The organism is Planctomycetia bacterium, from assembly GCA_015200345.1.
In the GTDB taxonomy this organism is placed as follows: Bacteria; Planctomycetota; Phycisphaerae; order UBA1845; family UTPLA1; genus PLA3.
Window position 1 is genome coordinate 2,252,039 of record CP054187.1, and the last position, 24,975, is coordinate 2,277,013.

The following is a 24,975-nucleotide window of genomic DNA, read 5'->3' on the forward strand; positions in this document are numbered from 1 at the left end:
AGAACACGCGAGCATATTTTCTTGACCGGTTGAATTGTGACGCTATCATGCGCAAGTATGATGCGTGCGATACGTGACAAATCCGCTGGTGCCGACTACCCCGACCGGATTCGGCGTCTCCGCGAAAAGCTGGGCCTGACCCAAGTCGAACTTGCGGAACAGCTCGGTGTTTCGTTTGCTTCCGTTAACCGCTGGGAGAACGGACAGGCGAAACCAGGCGCGCTAGCATGGCAGCAACTTCTGCGGCTTGAATCTTCAGGGGTGGGCGGCGCCGGTGCCATGCCTGGCATCCGAGAGCACTCGACGCCTGCCAACCCTACTACGGACTTTCTTACGTCGCCTGACCGGGTGAGGCTATTCGCCGAGGCTGAGCGACTCTCATTCGGCCATCTCTTCAATCCGACATTCGCCACAGAAATCTCGCTCATCGATCCGCTGCCGCACCAGCGCATTGCTGTGTATGAGCACATGCTTCCGCAGCCGCGCTTGCGGTTTCTGCTCGCGGATGATGCCGGTGCTGGCAAGACGATCATGGCGGGACTGTACATCCGCGAAATGTTGGCGCGGCGCCTCATTCGGCGCGTCCTCGTTGTGCCACCTGCGGGGCTGGTTGGAAACTGGGAGCGGGAGCTTCGCACGCTCTTTAGTCTGAATTTCAAGGTCGTTCGCGGCGCTGACGCACGTATCGACAACCCATTCGCAACGGCCGAAAGTGATCACCTGATTTGCAGCGTGGATACGCTCGGTGGGGATCGCATGTTTGGGCGGCTGCAAGAACAGTCGGTCGAGCCATACGACCTAGTGATTTTTGACGAGGCGCACAAGCTGTCCGCGGACCGCGAGGCTGATCTCTCAGTCCGGCGTACGGACCGCTACAGGCTCGCGGAGGCGCTTGCGGGAATTCACACCGGAGACGTACGCTGGTCGCTTCGATGGGCGGCGCAGCACCTCCTGTTGCTCACGGCGACGCCGCACATGGGGAAGGACTTTCCGTACTACTGCCTTTGGCGGCTGCTTGAACCGGAGGTTCTGCCGACCGTCGACGCATTCAACGCTTACCCGCGGGACGCGCGAGCAAAACGATTCATCCGGCGAACCAAGGAAGAAATGGTGCATTTGGATGGTCGACCGCTGTATCCGACGCGCGAATCGAGCACGCTCAGCTTCGACTTGACCCAAGGCGGCGTCAGCGAGCAAGCGTTGTACGACCAGACGACGGCCTACATGACCGCTTTCTACAACCGTGCTCAGATTCTAAACCGCTCCGCCGCGCGACTCGCTATGAGCGTGTTTCAGCGACGATTGACCAGTTCGACCTACGCGCTAATGAGGTCATTCGAACGGCGCCTTGCTCGTCTGGATAACTTTATCTCGGAGCTGCGCGCGGGGCGCGTAACGCCGGAGCAAATGCTCGCCGCTCAGCGGCGGCTGGACGAGCTGGAAGATCCGTTCGACAGCACAACCGCCGACGACGATGCGAATGACGAGGGGCAGGAGCGGCATGAGATCGCGGAGGAAAAGCTGCTTCAGGCGATCGTTTACACATCCCTTGGCGAGCTTGAGGCAGAGCGCGCGGAAGTCGGGCGACTGCTAAGCCTCGCCGAAGCCGTCCTCGCCACTGGGCACGAATCGAAATTTGAGAAACTACGGGAGATTCTGACAGACCCGAAGTTCCGGGACGAAAAGCTCATTGTATTCACCGAACATCGCGACACGCTGGAATGGCTAGGCCAGCGGCTCGAAGCCCTCGGGTTCACCGACAAAATCGCCTTCCTGCACGGGGGCATGGACTACAAGGTGCGCGAGCGGCAAGTCGAACAATTTCGGAAGCCAGACGGTGCGCAATACCTCGTGGCCACCGACGCGGCCGGCGAAGGAATCAACCTGCAATTTTGCTGGCTGATGGTGAACTACGACATACCCTGGAACCCCGCTCGTCTCGAACAGCGAATGGGGCGCATTCACCGCTATAAGCAGCAACACGATCCTGTCATCATCGTGAATCTTGTCGCCGGAAAAACGCGCGAAGGCCGCGTGCAGGCCACGCAGCTCCGCAAGTTGGAAGCGATGCGCCGGGAACTCGGCTCCGACAAGGTCTTTGATGTCATCGGCCGCACGTACGAAAACGTGTCCATGACCGCGCTGATGGCGCAGTGCCTGACGGAGGAAGGCGCGTCGGAAGCCGAGAGGAAAATCGAGGGCACGCTGACAAGGGAGCAAATCGAGGCTTTGGAGGCACGTGAGAAGCGACTGTTCGGTGACGGCGGTGATGTGAAGCGGGAACTGCCACGGCTGCGCGACGAGGCGCAGGTCGAAGCGTTTCGCCGACTCCTACCAGGATATGTGCGTGGCTTCGTCGAGCGTGCCGCCGCGCAGCTGGACTTCAGCATTGAGGGTGATCTCGATGGCTTCTTCGCTCTGCGACCGGGACGGACGGCGGGGCTCGATCTGCTCTGGTCGGTGCTTGAGACCTACCCCGAAGAAGCGCGCGAACGGCTGACAATTCACCGGCCTAAAGACGCGGACGACGCGATCTTCCTCCATCCGGGTGAGCCGCTGTTCGAGCGACTGCGCGCGGTCGTGCTCGATCGGTTCGCTGCCGACGCTCGGCGTGGTGGCATCTTCATTGATCCCACGGCGGAGCGAGCCTACATCGTGCATCTGCTGGAGCTCAGCGTCGTACGCAGGGCGGCGTCGGCCACTGGGGCTGATGTTGACGCCGAAATGTTGGAATGCCGCCTGGTCGGCCTTAAGGACGAAGCCGGCGTAATCGAGGAATGCCCCGTCGAGTATCTCCTGCTGCTCCGCGGGAGCGACCGATTCCCGCCCGAGTTTGCCCGCGTTGCGATGGCCGCGGATGAGTCGATGATCCGCACAACGCAGTATGCAACTGAAAAGCTGGCGGAGCCGCTTGCCGCCGCCCGACAAAGGGCGCTGCTCGACTCGCTCGCCGAGCGCGAAGAGTTCCTCATGCGGGGTTACAACTCCCAGGATGCGGAGTTGGCCAGTCACCGGGCCCGCTTGACTGACCGTGTTCGCGCCGGCGACGCCAAGGCGCGCGCGGCTGTGGAAGCCATCAAGCAACAGCAGCGGACGCTCGCCGACCGCCGGGATGCGGCCGTCGCAGCGCTGCGGGCCGAACCGGCTGAGATCGTGCCCGGCGAGATTCGATTCCTCGCGCACGCCTTGGTAGTTCCGTCGAGCGATCCCGAAGACCGCAAGCGTCACGATGGCGAGGTCGAGGCGGTCGCCATGCAGGTCGCCACAGCGTACGAGCAGGCACTTGGGGCGACGGTCCGAGATGTATCGACGCCGCCGAAGGCGCGGGCCGCCGGCCTGTCAGACAGTCCGGGCTTCGACCTGCTCTCCATCCACCCAACGGGCGAACGGCGGGCAATCGAGGTGAAGGGTCGCGCCGCCATCGGCGACGTGGAAGTTACCGAGAACGAATGGGCTAAGGCCTGCAACCTGCGTGACGGCTACTGGCTCTATACCGTGTTCAATTGTGCGTCGCAGCATCCGCAGATTACGCGGGTGCGCGACCCGTTCAAGAAACTCCTGTTCCGTGCCAAGGGTGGCGTCGTGATTGACGAGAACGCTATCTTCGCCGCGGCGGAATCATAGAGACCGTTTCCGGTCAGATTGGAGGTTGGTCATGGCGGACGCCCCAAAGTTCGCGCTCCCTACGAGTGGATCCGAAGTTGTATCCAAGATTCTGCACGCCTATGCGCTTTGCGGCGACAAGCCAGCAAGCCTTGACGATGTCGCGGCCAAGGCGGGAATGAACAAAACGCTCCTGTCGGCAAACCACGGATTTCTCGTAGGGCTTGGGCTTGTGAGCGGAGGCAGGTCAAAGTCGCTCACCGATGAAGGCCGGGCGCTTGCGATCGCAATCGGTCACGGTCTGGATCAAGATGAAGCCGCAGCTTGGCGGAAAGTTCTGCGCACCGCCCCGGCAACGCGAAGTGTCCTGGAAATGATCCGAGTGCAGAAGTCTGTGCCGTCTGACGCCCTAGGGGGCAAGATTGCACAATCACTCGGTGAACCCAATTCGTCGGCGACAAAGACCGGAACGAAGTGCTTAATTGAAATTCTCACTCGTTCTGGAATGCTCCGCGAGACTGCCGGATGCTCTGTCAGAGGCGCCGCCTCCGAGCGAGGCAACGCCGCCAAAGGCGGAGCAAACACTCACGGGCGTGGTTGACAGCAGCACCGCGCTGCCCACTCGTGATCAGGTGGCCAGAGTGACGGGGACCGTGTCCAACATTCCGATCCACGTGAACATCGAACTCCATTTGCCGGCTGCATCAGACCAGGCGGTCTATGACGCGCTCTTTAAGAGCATTCGCGAGAACTTGCTGAGCTAAGCACATGGACGACCTCGCTCTCATTCGAACTATCGCGGATCGCGCTTCTCGCTGGCGTGCGCAACAGTCTGAGGGATATGCGATTTCCAAAGGGCCGGAACGCGTACCCGAAGTCAGCGAGCTTCGCGGCGAGCTTCGAGCGCTTGGCGTAACTGAATTCAAGTACTTCTCGGAGGGACTCGACTGCATTCAATATGCGCAGGCCCCACGAGCGGCCATTATTCTCGGGTGGACCGGCTTCATCGACCTTCTCCAGAATCGCATCGCACGTGACGGCTTTGTCGGCTTGAATGCGATCCTCAAACTGGACTTTCACGGCGTGTACAAGAAGGTCTCTCAGGTTAAGTCGAAAGACCAGCTCTGCGAGCACTTTGATGATGCGCTTTTACTTTCGGCTGGAAGAAAACTCGATCTTTATAAGAAGCATGTGTGGACGCAACTCGATGCGATGCGTGATGAACGGAACAACTGCGCTCACGTAGAGGAATACGCCGTAACCGTTCGCATCGCCCTTGGTTTCTACGCGAAGCTCATACAGTACTTGCCGTACACGCTGTGATTGAGAGTTACGACAAATGCGGAGATGGCTAAATGGCTGGTGAAATCGAAATCGTTGGTCCGCGAGACCTTGCGACGCGAGCAGACAGTTTCTCCATGGGTCTAACCAAGTTCTTGGCCGACCTAGCGCTCCCCTCGGAGGGCATTCTGGTCAATCTTGCTGAGCGCGCACAGGTCATCAACAACCTACCCGCCGCAATCGACCCGCTCGACGGAGCTAAGAGACTGTCGGCGCTTTACGTGTCGAAGTTCATTGCGGCGGCGGCAGCCGGATTATTCGATGCGGCCTTGAATTACCTTTGGGACGAGACGATTCATAATCTTCGCGACAAGGTCGCGCGATTCGACCTCGCATACTTCTTCGATACGGTCCTGACCGACCCCTCTACGCGATCAAAGTTTAGGGACGAATCCGACCTCGCAAAACTGGATGACTGGCAACTTGTAAAGGGTTGCCGTGAGACTGGAATCATCACCGACATTGGATTCCGGCACCTGGACTACATTCGCGACATGCGGAACTACGCGAGTGCCGCACATCCAAACCACAACGAGCTTACTGGGCTGCAACTGGTGTCGTGGTTGCAGACGTGCATTCGAGAGGTGCTTGGCCGTGAACCAGAGGGTCCCGTAGTCGAAGTGCGGAAGCTGCTTCACAGCCTGCGTTCCGAGACGCTCACCAAGGACGATGTGCCGCCCATTGAGGCAGCCGTCGAGCACTTGCCGCCGGACCTGGCGCGCAGCTTGATGAGATCTCTAGTCGGCATGTTTTGCGACACACAACTCGCAGCTACAACCCGAACGAACATCATGCTCGTGGCGCCGGGTGTATGGGGTGTCACAGACGACGACGGGCGACACGAGGTCGGCTTGAAACAAGCCACACTGTCCGCAAACGGTGAGGCGACTCGCGCAAAGCTCGCGCGCGAGTTCCTAGAGCATGTTGGCGGACTCCCATATTTGCCGACCGACGCATTGGCTGTCGAGATGGGAACTGCCGTCGATGCGTTGAACGCGGCCCACGGAGGGTGGAACAATTTTCACACCGAAGCCGGACCTGCGCGAATGCTCCGCAATCTGGTTCCCCAAAGCGGTGTCATTCCGCGATCCGTGCTGCAAAAATTAGTTAAAACGGTGACGATGTGCCGCATCGGAAATGGCTATGGCGTGTCTTGGGCCGGGACGGGCACCTACGACGAAATCATCGCATTGTGGACGAACGATGCGGCGAAGGCATTTGTAAACTTGCTCAATGACGCAGAGTTCACTTCAAGGGCGCGCCTCGGTTCCTGCGCCGCGCGTTTTAAGGAGATTGCACAACGATTGCTCGACCAAGTCACGACACCGGCAATCAAGAGAGTACTAGAGGCCATCGTTGCGGCTGACAATGCGGTTGTGTCGAAGCTTGGAAACGTAACGGATTTCAAAAACCTGCTTGCAAATGTGCGAGCGTGACGGCTTGCCGTCCGATGGGAGTTCGCGATTTCACCTGATCCGACACAACTTGACGCACGAATTCATCCGGACGTGGAACAACTTCGTCGCCGGGCGCTGGAAAGCATTCAGCTCGCGATTGAGTTGTTCAATCGGCCGCATGAATGCGCGCGCCCGGAGGCGGTGCTCATTCTGCTGCATCACAGTTTCGAGATGATGCTCAAGTCGCTGATTGTTGACCGGACCGGCACGGCCTTCGACGAGGAACGCGGGTTTTCGTACACGTTTGACACATGTCTTCGGCTGGCGGCCGAGCAACTCGGTCTTATCGACAAAGATCAGCGGCAGTTTGTCTCGATGCTCGACAATCTCCGCGATCATGCGATGCATTACTATCAGGATATCTCCGAGCCCATGCTCTACATCTTCGCGCAGGCGTCGGTTTCGCTCTTCAATGAGCTGATCCGAAAGGCGACCGGCATGGGGTTGCTCGATTTCTTGCCGGGCCGTGTGCTACCCATCTGCTCGATCCCGCCCCAGCAGCTTGGGCGCGTTCTTGACGATGAGTTCACCCGCTTGCGCGAGCTTTTACGACAACGTGATCTGCCCAAACAGCGCGCGATTGCGATGTTGCGGCCGCTGATGGCCTTCAAGATCAATCCAGCGGAACAACAGCGACGAATGACACCGGCAGAACTGGAGGTCGCGCTTGAGAATTTGAGTGCTTCGGAAAGCTGGCGCGTCGCCTTCCCGGAAATCGCGAAGATCGAGTTCACGTCGGACGGCGACGGTATTGCGATGGGTTTCAAGATCGCGAAGGAGACGCCGGAAGCCCTCGCAGTCCGCGTTCTGAAGCCGGATGATCCCGAGCCGCCGGCTGGATTTATCATTCAGAAAGAAATCAACATTTTCGACAAGTTCAACATGGGGCTACTTCAATTGGCCGCCAAGCTCGGTATCAGCGGACCGCGCACGCTGGCGATGGTTCGCCAGTACGGCCTCGACAAAGATGATGAATCGTTTCGCGAGTTGAAGATCGGCTCATCACTCTACAGGCGCTACAGCAAAAAGGCGCTCGATGTCCTGCGGGAGCAGCTTCACACAGTGGAAGAGTGCTGGAAAAGCCACGGGTATGCGCTGACGCATCCGAAGGGAAAGAAGAAATGACGACGGGTGAATTAATCGAAGAACTTGTGTCGGCCCTCAACGGGAAGTTGAGCCGCGAAGAGGTAGAGCATCATGTTAGGTTTGGGCGAGGGCATGGATATCCTGATTGTTGCATTAGGGCGTTCGTGCTCGCGTGCGGCCAGTCATTCGACACGAAAGATAGGCGATACATCACCGTCGCCGGGCGACGGTTGTGCAGTGAGTGCAAGGCGAGGATTGTTGAGCAGGAGTCAGTTCCTCACGTAACACGCGCGATGGATATTGAGGAGGCCTTCTCGGGGCTCCGCACGCGTGTGAACGATATCGTAAATGAACGGCGGAAAGCCCAGCCGGATAACGCGAAGATCGACGAGCAGTTTTCGGAAATCAAGAAATGGGTCAACAAGATTTGCGTACTTCGAACCACGCCGATCGATGAAGGAAGCAAATCATGAGCAACGACAAACGCCTCATCGAAGTCGCCTTTCCGCTCAAGCAGACCTCGCTGGACTCCGTCCACGAGAAGAACGTTCGCCACGGGCACATCTCCACGCTGCACATCTGGCCTGCGCGGCGGCCGTTGGCGGCTTGTCGGGCGGCGTTGATTGCGACGCTGCTGCCGGACCCCGGCACGCCGGAGCTGCGCAAGGCGCTGTGCGAGAAGATCGGCGGCAAGGTCGTGAAGGTCGTCAAGCGAAAAAAACTGCCGAGCGGCAAGGTCGAGGACAAGGTCGTCGAGGAGACCGTCGGTGGCATTCTGCACTGGGGCCGCGAGACGGAGAACAAGGCCGACGTGGATTGGTTCCGCGAGGAGATCCGCAAGGCCTACGGCGGGCGGGCGCCGAAGGTGCTCGATCCGTTCGCGGGCGGCGGGGCCATTCCGCTGGAGGCGATGCGGCTGGGCTGCGAGGTCACGGCCATCGATATCAACCCGGTTGCGTGGTTCATCCTGAAGTGCACGCTCGAATATCCGCAGAAGCTCGCCGGCCAGAAGCGGCGGCTGCCGGACTTCGCCCTGCGCGACGCTGAGTTCATGGAGGAGTTCTTCAAGGCCCACGGCTTCAAGAAGGCGCAGATCCGCACGTTTCTGAACGATCTCGGCCTGACGGCCACGGATTATTCGCCGCCCCTTCCGGGGATGTTGGGGCAAAACGTTGATTCGTCGTTTCTGGAGGCCGACCTGGCCTGGCACGTGCGGGCATGGGGCCGCTGGGTGCTGGCCGAAGCGCGAAAGGAGCTGGCCCGTTTCTATCCGACGTACGCCGACTATCAACCGCTCGAAAATGTCGAGGAGTGGCGGGAGAAGCACCCGAAGCTGGTGCGCCCGATGCGCCTCGTGCCGCTCAAGGACGACGGCACGCCGGATATCGACGCGCTGAATGAGGAAGTGCTTAAGCAGGCGTTTGCGAAGGACAAGAAGTTCTGGGGCAAAGACGCGGAGAGCCAAAAGTACCGCAAAGAAGCGACGGAGGCCTTTTTCAAGAACAAGTCCAATCCGCGTTGGGTGGCCAAGCCGACCGTCGCGTACCTGTGGGCCCGGACGGTGCGGTGCAAGAACTGCCGCGCAACCATCCCCCTTCTCAAGACTCGATGGCTGGCGAAGCGGGAGAAGAAGCGCGTCCTCCTGACGATGGAGCCGAATTCTGACAGGACCGGAGTGGCATTCAGCGTGGAATGCAGAGTTCCTGCTGTGGGCGGCAACAACGCGCAAAAACGAGAGCATGATCGAAGTGTCGGTGCGGGGACGATGAGCCGTGCGGGAGCATGGTGCCCATGCTGTGGCAAGCCCGGCACCGTCGCGATGGAGATGGAGGACATGCGACAAGAAGGTCTAAACGGCCAACTCGGTGCCGTGATGACCGCTGTTGTTCTGGACGGGCCTGATGGGAAAGAATATCGAAGACCAACTGACGAGGAACTCGAAGCGGCGGATTTGGCTGCGGTCAACCTAGATAGCGCTTTTGCGGCCGTGCCATTCGGGGTTCCGGGCGAACCCATGCCCACCAAGGACGCGCTTGGCATCCGCGCACCGCTTTACGGATTCAATGAGTGGCGAAAGCTGTTTACCCAACGGCAATTGTTTGCGCTGGCCACCCTTGTGAACTCTACGCGAAATGCACGGTTGGTGCTCGCCAATGAAAACTACTCCGACGTGTGGAAAGAAGCATTGGCTTGTTATCTTGCGGACGCTGTGGATCGGGTAGCAGATTATGGCTCGATGGTCACTCATTTCCAAACGAAGGCAGAATTCATTGTTAATACATTTCAACGATTTGCATTGCCGATGAATTGGGACTTCACCGAGGTAGCTCCACTTTCAGGCTTGACCGGTAGCTATCAGAGTGCGGTTGCATGGGTTGCGCTCGTTATTAACCATGTAACGAATGCGTCCGCGGCAGCGATGGCGCCCCATATATTCGCGAAGTCAGCAAAGACCTTGAATAATTCGGGCGAGTTCGATGTCGTATTGACGGATCCTCCGTATTACGACGCGATCCCATACTCCGATTTGATGGATTTCTTTTACGTGTGGCTGCGACGGTCCGTCAGCGGCCTCAGCCCATCGTTTGATGCTTCCTTCAAGAGTTCCCTCGGCCCGAAGTGGGACGCAGCAACAGACGACGGTGAATTGATCGACGACGATAGCAGGCACGATGGAAACAGAAAACAGTCTCGCGATTCATACGAGAGTGGAATGGCGCGAGTGTTTGAGCTGTGCCGTGCTGCACTCAAGCCTGAAGGACGACTGGTCATTGTATTCGCTAACAAACAGCCCGCGGCATGGGAGACACTAGTATCCGCGATCATTCGCTCTGGGTTCGTTGTCGATGGCAGTTGGCCCATTCGGACTGAGATGGGGAACAGAACGCGCGCGCTCACGTCGGCTGCCCTCGCATCGTCAGTCTGGCTGGTTTGTAAGAGGCGTTCGGAGACCGCTCGACCCGGCTGGGACAATACGGTGCTAGGAGAAATGCGCTCGCGCATTACCGGTCAATTGCGGTCCTTCTGGGACGCCGGTATCGACGGGCCTGACTTCGTGTGGGCAGCAACCGGGCCGGCGATGGAGGCGTTCAGCAAGCATCCGTTTGTGAAGAAAGCCGACAGCCCGGGTGAAACGATGAGCGTGTCGGAGTTTCTGCGGGCGGTCCGCCGAATCGTCGTCGATTTCGTCGTCGGCCGCGTGCTGACCGAGGCAACCGGCGTGGAGACGGACACCGATACAGCAGCGACGCTGGACGACGTGACCACCTACTACCTGCTGCACCGGCACGACTTCGGTATGGACGATGCGCCAGCCGGGGCGTGCATCCTGTACGCCGTGTCGTGCAATCTGTCGGAAAGCGACCTGGCAGACAAGTACGACCTGCTGGTGCGGTCGGGCGGCGTGGATAAGGACGACGATGGCGAGGCGGACGAAGGCGACGCCGACGCGGAAGGCGATGCAGAGGAAGGCAGCGGCAGCACGTTCAAGCTCAAGGCGTGGAAGCAGCGCAAACGGCCGGGGATGGGCGTTGATCCGCTGGCGGAAGCGACGCGGTCGCGGCGGCTGCGTGAGGAAGCCCAGCCTCGGCTCATAGAGGATACACAACCCGTTGAGTCGGCGCCGGCGGCGCCGAAAATGATGCCGCTGATTGATCAGGTCCACCGGCTGATGCACCTGTGGAAGGCCGGCGACGTGACCAAGGTCGATCTGTACCTGGAAGACCGCGGTCTGCGGCGGAGCGAGTTGTTCAAGCAGCTCTTGCAAGCGTTGATTGAGCTATCGCCGGAAGCGAGCGAAGAGCGAAGTGTGCTGGAGAGCATCAGCAACCACGTGCAGGCGCGGGGAATGAAGGCGGCTGGAACGGCGGCGTTGCCGTTTGTCGAGATAGTCGAAGCGGACGCGGATTGAGCACCTGGAGCATCTACAGATGTCGATAACTGACCGTCATGTCGATCAAGCGTATTCCGACCACAAGGGGACTTGCGGCGGCGTTCGCCAGGACTACTTCGGCCTGCTCTACTTGGAACAAGAATTCGGGTTGTCGCGGGAACAGGCGGCGGTGCAAGTGGCGTTTGGCGGCAATGATTACGGCATCGATGGATTTCATTTCGACCGCGAAAAGCGGAATCTGTACCTGTTCCAGTTCAAGTACTCCGATTCGCATGCGCAGTTCAAACAGTCTTTTCAACGCCTGATCGATGCCGGGATGGAACGCATCTTCGGCGCCGCCACGCAGGACCAGCAGCTCAACCAGCTCTTGCAGCAAATCAAGAGTTGCATCATCGAGAACGAGGCAATCATCGATCGGGTGTGCATCCACTTCGTCTTCACGGGGGACCCTGCCGAAGCGGAGCGGAGTCAGGTGCTCGACAAGCTGCGCGAGGACTTGGAGAACAAGAAATTCCTGATAGATCAATCGCTCGGTCGCCCCATCACGCTGGTCATCGAATTTCGCTCTGCTCGCACGCGCAAGGTGGGCTCGGCATCACATCAGCGCAAGACGAATACTTTTCCCGTTCATCTCACTGAGACGCCGCTATCCCGTGTCGGACCGGACGGGGAATTCATGAATGTGGCATTTGTGAGGCTGATGGATTTACACGAAATGCACCAGCGGATGGGGCAGCGGTTCTTTGAGCGGAACATCCGCGCCGCTCTGTCCGAAGAGCAGGCCGTGAATCGCTCCATATCGCAGGCCTTCAAGCGGATCGTACTGGACGACAAGGACGCTCCAAGCGTTTTTGCGTTCAACCATAACGGCGTCACGTTGTCAGCTGAAGCGCTCGAAAAGGAGGATGGATACCACAAGATTACCGAGCCGAGATTGCTTAACGGTGCGCAGACCGTCACGACGCTGGCCCGTTTCTTGAAAGCTAATGAAGGCAACCAGCGGCTGACGGAGCGACGCGACGTGCTTGATGAAATACACGTACTGTGCAAAGTCGTGACGAAGGCAACGCCGGAATTCGTGACGACTGTCACGATCAACAACAATCGGCAGAATCCTGTCGAACCGTCCAGCTTGCACGCCAACGACATGATTCAGCTTGAGCTTCAGGACAAGTTCCGTGACGACCTGGGCATTTATTACGAGCGTCAAGAAAACGCGTTCGCGAATCTAAGCGACGATGACCTGGAGGGGCAAGGGATCACAGAATACAAGGCAATCGAGTTGCGACGTCTTGCGCAGACGTTCGTCGTAACGGATGGAGATATTGACAAGCTGTCTCGACTCCGAGAAGTGTTCGAGGATGACCGGCTCTATTCTCAAGTCTTTTCCGATTCTCGGCTCAAGGCTGATGCCCGAAAAATCGTGCTCTGTTACAAAGTGCAATTTCGCTTGCGGCGCCTATTGAACGACATCGTCGACAAGGGCGTGAACAAGTATGCGTACATGCACCGTGCCCGCAATTTGCTCTGGGCGCTACTTTGCCAAGGGCTGCTCAACGAATCGGACGTTGAGGGCTTGGCTGAGGACTTTGGCAAGGGATTGAGTCTTGAAGCGAACTACACGGAACGTCTTTCCAAACTCGCAACAACACGGTGCCGCTTTCTGATCGACGATGTTGTCAAGGAAAAGCCCTACGCAGCGAAGGCTGCGGAAGGAAACGTCAGCTTCCTGCGAACGAACGCAGTATACAAACGATGTATGGAGGTCGCATACAAGCGCTGGAAATGGGTTGAGAAGAAGCTCAGGTAAGGCTTCGAAACGTTCCATGATTCAGGCGCAGGTCAGCGCGACCGACTTTGAACGCAAAGGGATGTGAGCAATGAGCAGCGGAAAAACGCCGTGGAAAGCGTGGCATGAAGTGGTCAAGCTGCGCGAAGATGTTCGTACGGGCGAGCTGGCGATGAACGAATTCGCCGCCGACCTCTACGATGTCGTGCTGCAAAGCGGTAAACGGCGCACGTATGAGGATCCGAAGGAGTTCTTTGCGCTCACATACCCAACCACAAATCTGCGCGATCTCTGCAAAGACGTCGTGCTTCGATTGGCGGGGAAAAACCAGAAGGCGATTCGCCAGCTTGAGTTGACGTACGGCGGCGGCAAAACTCACACGCTCATCACGCTCTACCACTTAGTCAACGATCCGGCAAAACTCCCCGACCTACCTAGCGTTAAGGAGTTTCAGGCTCACATCGGGATGACGCCTCCACGGGCGCGCGTTGCTGTCTTACCCTTCGACAAGCTGGATGTCGAGAAGGGTATGGAAGTGCTCGGCCCGACAGGCAAGAAGCGTCGCCTACGGCAGCCGTGGAGCGTCTTGGCGTGGCAGATTGCTGGTAGCGCGGGAATCAAGCTGTTGAACGCAGACGATAAGGATGAGGAGCGGGATTCCGCTCCGGCGGAACCGCTGCTGGTCGAGTTGCTAAAAGCTCCAGAAAAAGACGGCCTTGCGACACTTGTCCTAATCGACGAAGTGTTGATGTATGCCCGCGAGAAGGTCGGAATGGACCCGGCTTGGCGTGACCGCTTGGTCAACTTTTTTCAGTACTTGACGCAGGCAGTGACGAAAGTCGATCGCTGTGCAATTGTCGCGTCGCTTTTGGCGACCGATCCCAAGAAGAGCGACGAACTGGGCAAGGCAATGCAGGACGAGTTGTACGCGATCTTTCGTCGTGAGCGAGAGGAAGGCGTGCAGCCGGTGCTGAAGGAGGATGTCGCAGAAGTGCTTCGCCGGCGGTTCTTCACGCCAGAGTCAATCCAGGACAAGGAGGCATTTCGTCAGGCCGTTTTCGCGGGCTTGAAAGGCATCATCGATCTCGACGACGAAACGAAGAAGGGGCAGAAGAAGGCCGAAGAGCGATACATCGCGAGCTATCCGTTTCATCCTGATTTGACGGAAGTGCTGTACTCGAAGTGGACACAGCTTGAAGGATTTCAGCGGACCCGCGGTGTCCTGCGCACATTTGCCTTGGCACTTAGGGATTCCGAAAAGTGGGACCAGTCGCCGCTGGTTGGCCCAAACGTGTTCTTACACGACGCCGGCAGAGACGGAATTTCAGAGGCGTCCCGCGAATTGACGAGTGTCGCGACCTCCGAAGTGTACGAGGGGAAGCGACAAGAATGGACGGCGATTCTGCAAACAGAACTCGCCAAGGCGCGAGAGACGCAGGATGACTATCCGGGGCTAAAGCACAGAGAAATTGAGCAAGCGGTATTCGCGACGTTTCTGCACTCACAGCCAATCGGTGCAAAAGCGCTGCTGCGTGACCTGCTGGTGCTGATCGGAGCCACGCGACCGGACAAGATTGAATTAGAAAAGGCGCTGCGGCAGTGGTTCGACCGGTCGTGGTTCCTCGACGAATCGGCCGACGCCGAAGTGAAGCCGACGAATGGCACAAAGCCGCTTCCGATCTCCTGGCGGCTCGGCTCGAAGCCCAATCTGCGGCAAATGCACGCCGACGCCTGCACGCGCGTGCCGGATGAACTCGTGGAAATGCGATTGATCGAAGACATCCGCAAACTAAAAAGTCTCACCGCCGGCGCGTCCGGCGCGGGAGCGAAGGTCCATCTCTTGCCTGACAAGCCAGCCCAGATAGAAGACGATGGCGACTTCCACTACGCGGTGCTCGGTCCGAACTTCGCGTGCGAATCAGGGAAACCTGCTGCAGCGAGGCATTTCATCGAAGAAACGACCAGTGCCGAACGTCCTCGCAAAGAGCGCAACGCAGTTGTCCTAGCGGTTCCATCGCGCGACGGTTTGGTTGGCGTAAAAACCGCCATCAAGGAGTACTTGGGATGGGAGACGGTTCGAGACACGCTGAAGCGTCAAGGCCAGGAGCTTGATCCGATTCGGCAGGCGATGTTGCAGGGCTACATCGACGCCAGTAACAAGCGGATTCCCGGCACGCTTCAACAGGCCTACTGCATCGTCGTCACGGTAAATGAGAAGGACGAGGTGCAAGCATTCAAGATACAGGTCGGCGATGATCCGTTGTTTCAGACGATCAAAGGCGACAAGCGGTCACGTATTCAGGACACAGCGATCAGCGCGGACGCAATTCTGCCTGGGGGACCGTACGACCTTTGGCGCGACGATGAAGACGCGCGACGCGTGAAAGACCTCGTGGGGGCATTCGCTCGATTTGCGCGCTTGCCAAAGATGCTCAATCGAAAGGCCATCCTGGACACAATCGTCGCCGGCTGCGCCGAGGGAGTATTCGTCGGAAAGCTGACGCGGCCGGACAAGTCGATTCGTACTTTCTGGAGGCAGCGGCTGGATGAGGGTGTGCTGGACGATTCGGGATTGGAGCTTGTTCTTCCCGAGAGAGCCGAGCTTACCGAGCTGGCGCCGGCGATGGTCTATCCGCAAGCGATCAAAGAGCTGTGGGACGCGCCGGAGCTGACGCTGAAACGTGTCCACGACTTTTTCTCGGGTGGCCGAACGATGAAGGTGAGCCGGGGCGGGTACGAGGAGCCGATTGCAGTGCCACGTGTCGCGGCGCCCATCGTTGATTCGGCGGTGACGGCCGCCATTCGTGACGGGAAGTTGTGGCTCACTTCGGGGCCGGCCAGCTTTCTCGCCGAGGAGGTTCCCGCGGGGCTGCTCGGAGACGACGCGGTCGTACAGGCGCCTCCGCCGCCGATTCCTCCGCTTGATGTACTTCCTCAACGCACGCCAGCCGCGTGGACGGATAATGCAGCGACTGGTCAGCGTCTCGCGGTCGCGATTTCCGAGCGAATTGGGAAAGTCATGCCATGGGTGACGGTACGCGACGCGATTGAAGGCGCTTTGCGTGCTCGGATGATCGAACGTTTGCCTGACTCGGGTCCGTGGCCTTGCGACTATGCCGGTTCGCCAAATCTCCGGCTCCGCGTCGCCGTGGGTGGGCCAGTTCCGAGCGGGCCGACGCCGCCTGCTCCACCCCCGTCCCGCCCTGGGACTCGGTCTGGTGTGGCAAAACTACAACCGAGTCAGATTCAAGACCTCGCGGATGTAATGGGTGAGCTGCTAAAAGCGAAGCAGGATTGCGAAGTGTCTTTCAACGTGCGAATCGATCTGGCTGGCAAGCAGCCGCCTTCAGATTCCGTAATCAGCGAAATAAACCGCGTGTTGAAAAGCGTGAACAGCGAGTTTCAAGTTGGTTAGTAGGAAGGCTTGGGTTCCACTCGCATTTGAACATCGGTTGAATTTCGCCGAGCGTCACACCCGTGTGCCAGGAATGGGTGCAATGCTCTGGTTGAACATGCGCACAGCTTCGCGACGCTCGTCAGGCGTTAATTCCGCGGCGTCGAGTAGTCGATTCCAGTTGTTTCGCAAGTCTGTGAGGCTCTGCATTCCATCAAAACCAGCAGACCCCGCTTTTCGGATATAGACAAGGTCCTCAGTTTCGCTGACCGAAACCTCGGCGATTGCCGGTTTGGTCCAAGTCTCGCCCAGCACGTATGCCACGATTGCCGTCATGAATGGCGACATCTCCGTGAATCGCTTTTGGGTGCAGTTTTTCGGCAAGACTAGGCGCCATGCATGTCATCTTATCGAAGACTCGATGGTGGTGGCCAGCGCGCCGATTTCGCGCACTTCAAAATGAAAACCGTTAGGGCACACGCAGGCGGGTGACCGCCATAACGCTCATCAAACGGGGAATCGTCGGCGAAATCCATTTTTGAATCGGCACTGGAGCCTTCGAGGTCAGCGAAGGCCCGAGTGCCCGGTGGTGTTTTTCAGGTTCTAACGCGGTCCTTCGGGACCGAGAGGAGGTTTTCAATGCAGACATTGACGCTTGCGAGTGCGGAGCTTTTCCGGCGTTCGCCGGACGAGTGTTTCGCGACGTTTGACGAGTTGTGGCGGCATTGTCAGGAGGCAAAGGCGAAGTCCATGGAGCGGTGGCATTCTCCGTCCGAGATCGACCTGGAGGTCGGCGCGGGCGGGCTGGGACTGTCGCTCGCGGATCTGGGTTCCTTCGGACTCAACGATTGGAGTTTTTCGCAACTCTGCTCGTTGGCCGGTGTGAACAAGGACACCGTGAACAAGCTGTCATCGCCAACGGCTCGGGAGGTCTTCAAGGAGACGCTTCCGCACGGTACAAAGCCGTTGCAACTGCTGACGACGGTGACCTTCCCCCCAGAAACTGATCCAGGTTCTGAGTTAGGATTGGGGCTTGGATCAAGGAGGAAGGGTCATGAGCAGGAAGCGATTCAAGGCGGAGGAGATCGTCAACAAGCTTCGTGAGGCGGATGTGTTGATTGCTCAGGGTCGATCGGTGGCGCAGGCGAGCAAGCAGATCGGCGTGGCGGAGCAGACCTACTACCGCTGGCGGAAGGAGTACGGAGGTCTCAAGACCGACCAGGCCAAGCGGCTCAAGGAGCTGGAGCGAGAGAACGCCCGGCTGAAGCGGCTGGTGGCCGATGCGGAGTTGGACAAGGCGATTCTTCGCGAGGCCGCCCGCCCAAACTTCTGAGCCCGCAACGGAAGCGCCAGGCAGTGCAGGAGGCGGTGGAACTCCTGGGCGTTTCCGAGAGGCGGGCGTGCAAAGCACTCAGTCAGTCCCGCGCGACGCAGCGGTATCTTCCGCTGGTTCGTGAGGATGAAGGCCGGTTGACGCAGCGGATCATCGAGCTGGCGGCGGTGTACGGGCGGTACGGAACGCCGCGGATCACGGGTTTGATTCGGAACGAAGGGATGATCGTGAATCACAAGCGGGTGGAGCGGATCTGGAAGGCCGAAGGCCTGAAGGTGCCGAAGAAGCAGCCGAGACGGGGTCGTTTGTGGCTGAATGATGGTTCCTGCGTTCGGCTTCGGCCGCAGCGCCAAGATCACGTCTGGGCCTATGATTTCGTGACGGCCTGGACGCACGACGGCCGGCCGTTTCGGATGTTGACGCTGGTGGATGAGTACACGCGGGAGTGCCTGGCGATTGATGTGGCGAGGCGACTGCGATCGGATGATGTGCTGGAGCGGCTGGCGTGGTTGTTTGCGACGCGGGGTGTGCCGGGGCATCTGCGGAGCGACAATGGTCCGGAGTTCACGGCGAAGGTGGTTCGCGAGTGGCTGGCCCAAGTCGGCGTGAAGACGCTGTTCATCGAGCCGGGAAGCCCCTGGGAGAACGGCTACGTGGAGAGTTTTAACGGGAAGCTGAGCGATGAGGTGCTGAATGGCGAGATCTTCTACACGTTGAAAGAGGCGAAGGTCTTGATTGAGCGCTGGCGGGTTCATTACAACACGGTTCGGCCGCACAGTGCATTGGGCTATCGACCGCCGGCCCCGGAGGCCCGAATGAGCGCGCCGCTGTGGGCAGGCTCCGCTCCGTTCGCTCCGCTCACTGCGCTCCGCCCGCCCACAGCGTGTGCTGTGAACGGTGTTGGACTAACATAACAGGTGGACTAAACCGTGGGGGAAGGTCAGGCGACGAGGACAAGGCGGCGATGCTGAAGCGATTCAAGGCCTCGCTCGGCACCGGCGGCACAATTCAGGATGGTTGCATCGAACTTCAGGGTGACCACCGCGACAAGCTTGTCGAACTCCTCCGACAAGAAGGCTACCGAGCCAAGCCATCCGGCGGATAGCGGTTGTCCTTGCGACGTTCAACCTCGGAAGGCCAGGCTGCTGGAAAGTTCAGGGACTCGTTGCGGTTGGCTATTTCTTCCTTCCAATCCCAGTCAAGGCAATCTTCGTTAGAAGCACGATCAAGGGCACGACAATTTGAGCCAGAAGCATCAGGGTGGTGGTGCGCGGACTGACTGCTATTGGCCAATTGGGGTAGTACTTGGACCAAAAGTATGTGAGCGGCGTCAGGCCGATTATGGCAAATGACACTATGACAAGGAGCCGTTCCTGTCGTGTCAGGGTCATGCCCTCCATAATGATCGATCAGCCCCACAATCGTCCAGATATGACCGGCATAGCCAGCGGCCATAGACCTGTCTGCATGGACAATCCATTCGCCGCCTTTGGGCCCCCAGACTCTTTCCATCTAGGTCGAGAACTTAAGGGGACTCCACAGCCGGCTTGACCAAGGCAACTTTGACGTAGGTATAATCCCGCTTAATCGAGACGGCCGCGCGCCGAGTGCGTGCGGCGGGGCGCTTGGTCTCACTCGGCCGCTAAATCAAGGCCCAGCGGCGCGGTGAGACGGTCTTACCAGCAAAGGATTGCGACATGTCCGCAGCGCTGCACACTGACCCGCGCGTCGATGCTACTGCCGCCGCCATTGAAGCGGTCAACCTCTCGCAGATTCTCGTTTCACAGGCACGCTCGGTGGCAGCCGAGCGCGGCAGTAACAAGCAACAAGTTGAGGCGCTTGTTTCGTTATTGGAGGAGGCCGCGCGCGTTCAGGAGCGGTGGGGCCGGGTGGATGATGAATGGAGAATGCGTCTTGCGGGCATTGTCCATCACACGCCCAAGACGTGGCAAGCCTTCGCCGCGCGGTCGTTTCACGAGCTGGCGATCGAGATGCTGGAGTGTGTGCGTGGTTGGATCGTTAGTGTTGTAGTCGGCATTCCGTCCTTTCAGCAATTACCCGGGAACGCCGTGGACTTGGCGGTACGCTCGCTGGCGTCTTGCCATTCGCAAGTCATCGAATGGGCCGATGCGATTCAAATCGACACGATGGCGCATCGGGCCGTTATTGAAGAGGAGCGGGCTGGTGCAGTCCGCGATTTCGCGGGAACGGCGAGCGATGCAGAGCACAGGCTCGGCTTCAACCCCAATCATGCGCTGGCCTTGCTGGGCGTCGTCGCGCGGCTGCAGGATGAGAAGCCGCTTCCCGATGACCCGCACGATACAACCGATCACTACATTCCATGCAACTATGAAATCATGAAATGGATGGAGGCAAAGCACGGGTGCTCATCAAGTGAGTATGCGAACCTGGAGCGAGAGCTTGTCGGGCTAGGCTATCTGATTCGGGAGCCAGCCTATAACGCGACGCTTCTGGAGATCACAAGAAGCGGAAGGCGCGTGCTCGCAACTGGAGAATTTGGAGGTGTGACGGGCGGTGCGCCCGCTTCACTGGATGGCCTCAAGACCGGGCAACCGATCAACATTGAAATTGATGAGCTCAATCAGATCATTCGAATGGGATCGAAGGTTTGCAGGTTTGGCGGTAGTGAGTTGTGGGCTGTCTTCATCAGGGTCTGGAAAGCTCGCCCAGTGGCCGTGAATCTGGATGAAGTTTCAGGTCGCGAGGGCAGAGCCGTGGCCGCTGAACTCAAGGACCACTTTCGGCGCAATGGTTTTGATGTGCTGGCCGATGCGGTCAAGAACCAGCGGGGCATGGGGTACTACATCGAACTGCCGGATACAACTGAATAGCCTTCCCGAGTTTGCCCGACATTCACCCCACACTAATCTGACACTAAACCTGCGCTGGCCCTGCGCTTGTTCGCCATGATGTAGGCATGGCAACACAAACAGACTCCAAGACAATCGAATCGCGGATCTCACGGCTACGCCGTGAGATTTACCGACTAAGGCTCCTGGCCAAGGCCGCTCGCATTGCCGAGCAAACAAGACTACGCGAGAAGTCATCGGCCAGTCAATTCAAAGGGGGCGGCCATGACCTTTCACGATTCCAACATCAGCACGCCCACGGCGTTGCTCGCGATCACCACCGAAGAACTGGCCGAATTGCTTCGTGTTTCGATTCGGCACATCCAAAGGCAGGAATCTGCCGGCAAAATTGGTCCGAAGCCGGTTCGGTTCGGCAAGTCAAAGCGCTACGTCTTGGACGGCCCGAACGGCATCCGCGCGTGGCTCGCGGCTGGCGCGCCGGATAGGCGGGAATGGGAGGCGAGGCAACGGATGCAGGGAGGCGCAACATGACTCGCGCAAACGAAGGGCCGCGCCCCGGCGAAGGAAACGCGGCCCCGATCAGCAGACCACCGAATTCTATCATCACGCCCGAAGCGGTTCAAGAAGCAAAGCGCCAGATCGCAATCTTTGTGCGCGTCGTCTTTGAGCCGGAAGACATCGTCGAAGTACGAACTCTGCCAAACGGACGAAGCTACTGGTACACCGCACGGGAGCTGCCCGAAAAGGCGGAATTGCTGCTTCGTGAAAACGTCATCGGCCAGAACATCTACATTGGCGTCAATCCGCGAAAAACGAAAGGAGGCAAGGGCGCAGCTGACGTGGCGCTCTGTCGGTGCCTTTTCGCCGACTTCGACGGGATCGGCGTCGAAGAAGCTCTGCGCCGGTGGCACGATGCCGGGCTGGGCGTACCGAGCCTCATGGGCAACAGCGGCCACGGCGTCCACTCTTACCTGAGGTTGCAGCACCCGATCCCGCCCGACAAGTTCACCGAGCTGCAGAAGCGGCTCATTGCGCGCGTCAACAGCGACAAGGCGATCCACGACCCGTCGCGAATCATGCGCCTGCCAGGCTTCTTGAACGTAAAGGACCGGGACAAGCCGGTTCCTTGCGAGATTGTCGAATACGACGAAGTGCGGCGCGTCGAGTTGGCGGACTTACATCAGCTCTTGCCTTCCGTAAAACCCGAACTTGCTTCGCTCCCGTCAGCCGGACCTGAATCGACCGCAAGCAAGGACGTTACACGGGGTACACGGGGCCTCGCGGGCGAGCCCGATCGTCTGGCGGCGGCCTTGGCTGCCTCACTGCGCATCAGGCCGACCAAGAAGGAGAACGACGGCTCGAATCGCCTGCTCGCTGTTGCCTGTCGGTGCGTGGAACACGACCTTTCAGACGCCAATGCAGTCAGCTTGGTGCGCCTGTATTCAAGCGTCTACTTGTTCCCCAAGGATTACGACGATGACCAGATCGTCAGGCGGGTCCGAGATGCTGAAAAGAAGACGGCCCGAGGTAGTGCGAATTCGAATCCGGCATCTAAGGATGGGGGCTTGCCGGAATTGAATTGGGGGCCGCCGGTGCCAGCCTCTCAACTCGGGCCGGGCGATGCCGTCGAGTGGATTTGGGATGGATACATCGCGCGAGGCTACAGGACGCTGCTGACGGGCATTTGGAAAGCCGGCAAGTCCACCCTGCTTGGCCATCTTTTGAAAGGAATTGGCCGCGGCGGTGACGTTGGCGGCGCAATCAAGCAGGGACGGGCATTGCTCATAGCCGAAGAAAGTAGCGGACTCTGGGCCAAGCGGCGAGATCAAATCGGTCTGACGGACAGTTGCGAATTTCTTTGTTTGCCTTTCAAGGGTCGCCCCTCCTTTGTCGAGTGGCGCGCGTTCATCAATTACGTCGCCGGACTCGTTGAGGACAAGAAGTTCGACTTAGTCATATTTGACACCATCTGCATTCTCCTGCCGGTCGTTTCGGAGAATGATGCCGCCGAAGTGAACTCGGCACTGATGCCCCTCCACGCTATCACCGAAGCCGGAGCCGGGCTCTTGCTGGTACACCACCCCCGGAAGGGTGATGGCACCGAGGGGCAGGCGTCGCGCGGCAGTGGTGCATTGCCAGGCTGGGTGGACATCATTCTTGAGTTTCGGCGCTACGACTCCCAGAACAACGAGGATTGTCGACGGACGCTGAAGGCGTACTCGCGTTTCGATGAAACGCCCAACGAAGCGGTCATTGAACTACGCGATGGCCAATACCGGCTCGTCGGGAGCAAGTCCGATGCCAGGCAAGGTGACCGGCTGGTGGTTCTCCAGGAGATCATCGGGAACAGCAGCGCAGGCATGACAGCCGAGGAAGTTCACGAGGCGTGGCCGGAGTCGGGGAAGGTCCCCAAGCCCAGCATCCGGACGATTCGTGGGGACTTTGCCAAAGGGGTTACGGCGGGCTGGTTCAAGTCGAGCGGCACCGGCAACAGAAATGATCCCCTTCGCTATCTCAACAATTCAATTCCGGCAAGCACAGCCTCTATAGGTGCCGGAATCGAATCGGATGGGGAGCTGTACGGGGACGGCGGCTTCGAATCAGGGGGCGAGGCCGCGTGAAGAGGAGCCTGAAACACGGGGCAAGGCGGCATGTGGATAGACCCCGGCCCGGCACCGTATCGTCGATCTAGACGGCCGACAGCATCCAGCCTGCATGAAGGGCAGTCCCGGGCCGGTTGGGAATGGCCGAAGCAGAGGAGAATCATGGCGAGACTATTCAAGCAGTCGTGGTCGAAGAAGAGGCCCGACGGCACTGTCCGGCGCGGGCAGGCCAAGAAGTGGTACATCGAGTACCGCGATGGCGACGGCATCCTTCGCAAGGCCGTCGGCTTCAAGGACAAGACCGCCACGGCTCAACTCGCCGCCGAGTTGGAACGAAAGGCCGATCGGCAACAGTCCGGCCTGCGTGATCGCTTCGAGGATCACCGCAAGCGCCCGCTGGCCGAGCATCTTCAGGACTGGCAGAACGACATCCTCCATCGTGGCCGGACGGAGCGACACGCCGACTTGCTCTACGTCCGCGCCAAGAAACTCCTCGACGGGTGCAAGTTCGCGTTCTGGCCGGACATCACCCCCAGCGCCGTGCAGACGCAAATCACCAAGCTCAAGGACCGCGACGGCATCGGCACGCGGACCGCGAACTTCCACATTCAGGCGATCCGGCAGTTTTGTCGGTGGATGGTTCAGGATGGCCGAGCACCGGACAATCCACTTGCCGGATTGCGGCCGCAGACCATCACCGAGGAGCGTGAGCGGCGAGCCTTTGAAGTCGATGAACTGAGACGGCTGATCGACGCGGCCGAGCATGGTGAACCATGGCGCGGTATCTCCGGCCCGGAGAGAGCAATCCTGTACAAGGTCGCAGTTCAAACCGGCTTGCGAGCGAGCGAGTTGCGGAGCCTGAAGGTCGCGAGTTTCGATCTTGAGAGCGATCCGCCAACCGTGACTGTTACCGCCGCAAACTCAAAGCGGCGGCGAGAAGACACTTTGCCGATTCCGCAACAGCTTGCGGCGGACCTGCGGCACCACTTCGCCGCAAAACTGCCCGCTGCCGCGGCCTTCGCGATTCCTGCGTCCTACGACACCGCGGACTTGCTGCGGTTTGACCTTGCCAAGGCCCGTGCGGTTTGGCTCGATGCCGCGGGGGATGATGAGGAGCGTCAAACGCGAACGAAGTCATATTTCCTTCTACCGACCGACGGCGAAGGCCGCGTGCTGGACTTCCACGCTTTGCGGCACACATTCATTACCAACCTCGCCCGTGGTGGCGTGCATCCCAAGCTCGCCCAGGACCTCGCCCGTCACAGCGACATCAATCTTACGCTTTCACGCTATTCGCACACCAAGATTGGCGACTTGTCCGAGGCACTCACCGCTTTGCCGGATATCTCCGTCCCGCCAGCGGAGAAAGTCAGCCAACGGGCAACCGGAACACATGGAGCCGGACGGCCAGAACACCGGAGCGCATCAGCGAAGCAGGCCGCGCCGCGCGGACATCGACAACGGTCTGCGCTTACCCCTTTTCTTACCGGAACGGGTGACGCAACAGGTCGCGACATGACGGTGGCATGCGCTGCGCCCCCTGATGGCGATAGGAAAAACCGCGTTGAACAGCCGCCGATCGGACTCGAACCGATGACCTGCGGTTTACAAAACCGCTGCTCTACCAACTGAGCTACGGCGGCGTC

Annotated in this window: 16 protein-coding genes, 1 tRNA gene and 2 pseudogenes; 16 read left to right on the forward strand and 3 right to left on the reverse strand. The window is 59.1% G+C overall.

Going from position 1 to position 24,975, the window contains the following annotated elements; translation table 11 throughout:
- The first annotated feature begins 57 nt into the window (after window positions 1–57).
- The 4 genes from HRU71_09250 (at window position 58) to HRU71_09265 (ending at window position 6,380) form a co-directional block, all read left to right on the forward strand.
- Window positions 58–3,624, forward strand: a complete 3,567-nt coding sequence (locus tag HRU71_09250) for a DUF3883 domain-containing protein (protein ID QOJ03661.1) — start codon at window positions 58–60, stop codon at window positions 3,622–3,624.
- 31 nt (window positions 3,625–3,655) lie between these two features.
- A complete protein-coding gene (locus HRU71_09255; protein ID QOJ03662.1) occupies window positions 3,656–4,204 on the forward strand; it encodes a hypothetical protein in 549 nt (182 codons plus the stop codon).
- Window positions 4,205–4,371: 167 nt separating this feature from the next.
- Window positions 4,372–4,926, forward strand: a complete 555-nt coding sequence (locus tag HRU71_09260; protein QOJ03663.1) for a hypothetical protein — start codon at window positions 4,372–4,374, stop codon at window positions 4,924–4,926.
- A 32-nt stretch (window positions 4,927–4,958) separates the two neighbouring features.
- Window positions 4,959–6,380 (forward strand): hypothetical protein, encoded by a 1,422-nt coding sequence (locus HRU71_09265; protein ID QOJ03664.1) that lies wholly within the window; start codon window positions 4,959–4,961, stop codon window positions 6,378–6,380.
- 30 nt (window positions 6,381–6,410) lie between these two features.
- Here HRU71_09265 and HRU71_09270 read toward each other — a convergent pair whose 3' ends face one another.
- On the reverse strand, window positions 6,411–6,749 hold the full coding sequence (locus HRU71_09270; GenBank protein QOJ03665.1) for a hypothetical protein: 339 nt from the start codon (window positions 6,747–6,749) through the stop codon (window positions 6,411–6,413).
- Between the two features lie 24 nt (window positions 6,750–6,773).
- On the opposite strand from HRU71_09270, the gene HRU71_09275 reads away from it, so the two are divergent.
- The 5 genes from HRU71_09275 (at window position 6,774) to HRU71_09295 (ending at window position 16,583) form a co-directional block, all read left to right on the forward strand.
- Complete coding sequence (locus HRU71_09275) at window positions 6,774–7,526, forward strand: hypothetical protein (protein ID QOJ03666.1); 753 nt, start codon at window positions 6,774–6,776, stop codon at window positions 7,524–7,526.
- Window positions 7,523–7,960 (forward strand): hypothetical protein, encoded by a 438-nt coding sequence (locus HRU71_09280; protein ID QOJ03667.1) that lies wholly within the window; start codon window positions 7,523–7,525, stop codon window positions 7,958–7,960. Before HRU71_09275 ends, HRU71_09280 begins: the two co-directional genes overlap by 4 nt.
- Window positions 7,957–11,397, forward strand: coding sequence for a DUF1156 domain-containing protein (locus HRU71_09285; GenBank protein ID QOJ03668.1), 3,441 nt, complete (start codon window positions 7,957–7,959; stop codon window positions 11,395–11,397). Before HRU71_09280 ends, HRU71_09285 begins: the two co-directional genes overlap by 4 nt.
- Window positions 11,398–11,416: 19 nt before the next feature.
- Window positions 11,417–13,189: an AIPR family protein gene (locus HRU71_09290; protein QOJ03669.1), complete on the forward strand. Its 1,773-nt coding sequence runs from the start codon at window positions 11,417–11,419 to the stop codon at window positions 13,187–13,189.
- A 70-nt stretch (window positions 13,190–13,259) separates the two neighbouring features.
- On the forward strand, window positions 13,260–16,583 hold the full coding sequence (locus tag HRU71_09295) for an ATP-binding protein (protein QOJ03670.1): 3,324 nt from the start codon (window positions 13,260–13,262) through the stop codon (window positions 16,581–16,583).
- Between the two features lie 54 nt (window positions 16,584–16,637).
- Here the strand turns inward: HRU71_09295 and HRU71_09300 are convergent, their stop codons facing one another.
- Window positions 16,638–16,898 carry a hypothetical protein gene (locus tag HRU71_09300; protein QOJ03671.1) on the reverse strand — a complete coding sequence of 87 codons (261 nt, stop codon included), beginning with the start codon at window positions 16,896–16,898 and terminating at the stop codon, window positions 16,638–16,640.
- Window positions 16,899–17,201: 303 nt separating this feature from the next.
- On the opposite strand from HRU71_09300, the gene HRU71_09305 reads away from it, so the two are divergent.
- The 7 genes and pseudogenes from HRU71_09305 to HRU71_09335 all read left to right on the forward strand — a co-directional run bounded on the left by HRU71_09305 (window position 17,202) and on the right by HRU71_09335 (window position 24,631).
- Entirely contained in the window at window positions 17,202–17,666 is a 465-nt protein-coding gene (locus tag HRU71_09305) for a hypothetical protein (protein ID QOJ03672.1), read from the forward strand.
- Window positions 17,617–18,716 (forward strand): annotated as a pseudogene (locus tag HRU71_09310) (IS3 family transposase). Before HRU71_09305 ends, HRU71_09310 begins: the two are co-directional and overlap by 50 nt.
- Before the next feature lie 143 nt (window positions 18,717–18,859).
- Window positions 18,860–19,000 carry a hypothetical protein gene (locus tag HRU71_09315; GenBank protein QOJ03673.1) on the forward strand — a complete coding sequence of 47 codons (141 nt, stop codon included), beginning with the start codon at window positions 18,860–18,862 and terminating at the stop codon, window positions 18,998–19,000.
- A 592-nt stretch (window positions 19,001–19,592) separates the two neighbouring features.
- Window positions 19,593–20,747, forward strand: coding sequence for a hypothetical protein (locus tag HRU71_09320; protein ID QOJ03674.1), 1,155 nt, complete (start codon window positions 19,593–19,595; stop codon window positions 20,745–20,747).
- Window positions 20,748–20,990: 243 nt separating this feature from the next.
- Complete coding sequence (locus HRU71_09325; protein QOJ03675.1) at window positions 20,991–21,257, forward strand: helix-turn-helix domain-containing protein; 267 nt, start codon at window positions 20,991–20,993, stop codon at window positions 21,255–21,257.
- Complete coding sequence (locus HRU71_09330) at window positions 21,254–23,347, forward strand: AAA family ATPase (protein ID QOJ03676.1); 2,094 nt, start codon at window positions 21,254–21,256, stop codon at window positions 23,345–23,347. Before HRU71_09325 ends, HRU71_09330 begins: the two co-directional genes overlap by 4 nt.
- A 30-nt stretch (window positions 23,348–23,377) precedes the next feature.
- Window positions 23,378–24,631, forward strand: a pseudogene (locus tag HRU71_09335) (site-specific integrase).
- A gap of 268 nt (window positions 24,632–24,899) precedes the next feature.
- Here the strand turns inward: HRU71_09335 and HRU71_09340 are convergent.
- Window positions 24,900–24,972, reverse strand: a tRNA-Thr gene (locus HRU71_09340).
- Between the last annotated feature and the right edge of the window lie 3 nt (window positions 24,973–24,975).

Coding starts and splice junctions, on each gene's coding strand:
- HRU71_09270 (QOJ03665.1), bottom strand. CDS start 6,749: ATGCATCGCATGATCGCGGAGATTGTCGAGCATCGAGACAAACTGCCG.
- HRU71_09305 (QOJ03672.1), top strand. CDS start 17,202: ATGCAGACATTGACGCTTGCGAGTGCGGAGCTTTTCCGGCGTTCGCCG.
- HRU71_09325 (QOJ03675.1), top strand. CDS start 20,991: ATGACCTTTCACGATTCCAACATCAGCACGCCCACGGCGTTGCTCGCG.
- HRU71_09315 (QOJ03673.1), top strand. CDS start 18,860: ATGCTGAAGCGATTCAAGGCCTCGCTCGGCACCGGCGGCACAATTCAG.
- HRU71_09290 (QOJ03669.1), top strand. CDS start 11,417: ATGTCGATAACTGACCGTCATGTCGATCAAGCGTATTCCGACCACAAG.
- HRU71_09320 (QOJ03674.1), top strand. CDS start 19,593: ATGTCCGCAGCGCTGCACACTGACCCGCGCGTCGATGCTACTGCCGCC.
- HRU71_09300 (QOJ03671.1), bottom strand. CDS start 16,898: ATGACGGCAATCGTGGCATACGTGCTGGGCGAGACTTGGACCAAACCG.
- HRU71_09275 (QOJ03666.1), top strand. CDS start 6,774: ATGCTCTACATCTTCGCGCAGGCGTCGGTTTCGCTCTTCAATGAGCTG.
- HRU71_09330 (QOJ03676.1), top strand. CDS start 21,254: ATGACTCGCGCAAACGAAGGGCCGCGCCCCGGCGAAGGAAACGCGGCC.
- HRU71_09260 (QOJ03663.1), top strand. CDS start 4,372: ATGGACGACCTCGCTCTCATTCGAACTATCGCGGATCGCGCTTCTCGC.
- HRU71_09295 (QOJ03670.1), top strand. CDS start 13,260: ATGAGCAGCGGAAAAACGCCGTGGAAAGCGTGGCATGAAGTGGTCAAG.
- HRU71_09255 (QOJ03662.1), top strand. CDS start 3,656: ATGGCGGACGCCCCAAAGTTCGCGCTCCCTACGAGTGGATCCGAAGTT.
- HRU71_09285 (QOJ03668.1), top strand. CDS start 7,957: ATGAGCAACGACAAACGCCTCATCGAAGTCGCCTTTCCGCTCAAGCAG.
- HRU71_09250 (QOJ03661.1), top strand. CDS start 58: ATGATGCGTGCGATACGTGACAAATCCGCTGGTGCCGACTACCCCGAC.
- HRU71_09280 (QOJ03667.1), top strand. CDS start 7,523: ATGACGACGGGTGAATTAATCGAAGAACTTGTGTCGGCCCTCAACGGG.
- HRU71_09265 (QOJ03664.1), top strand. CDS start 4,959: ATGGCTGGTGAAATCGAAATCGTTGGTCCGCGAGACCTTGCGACGCGA.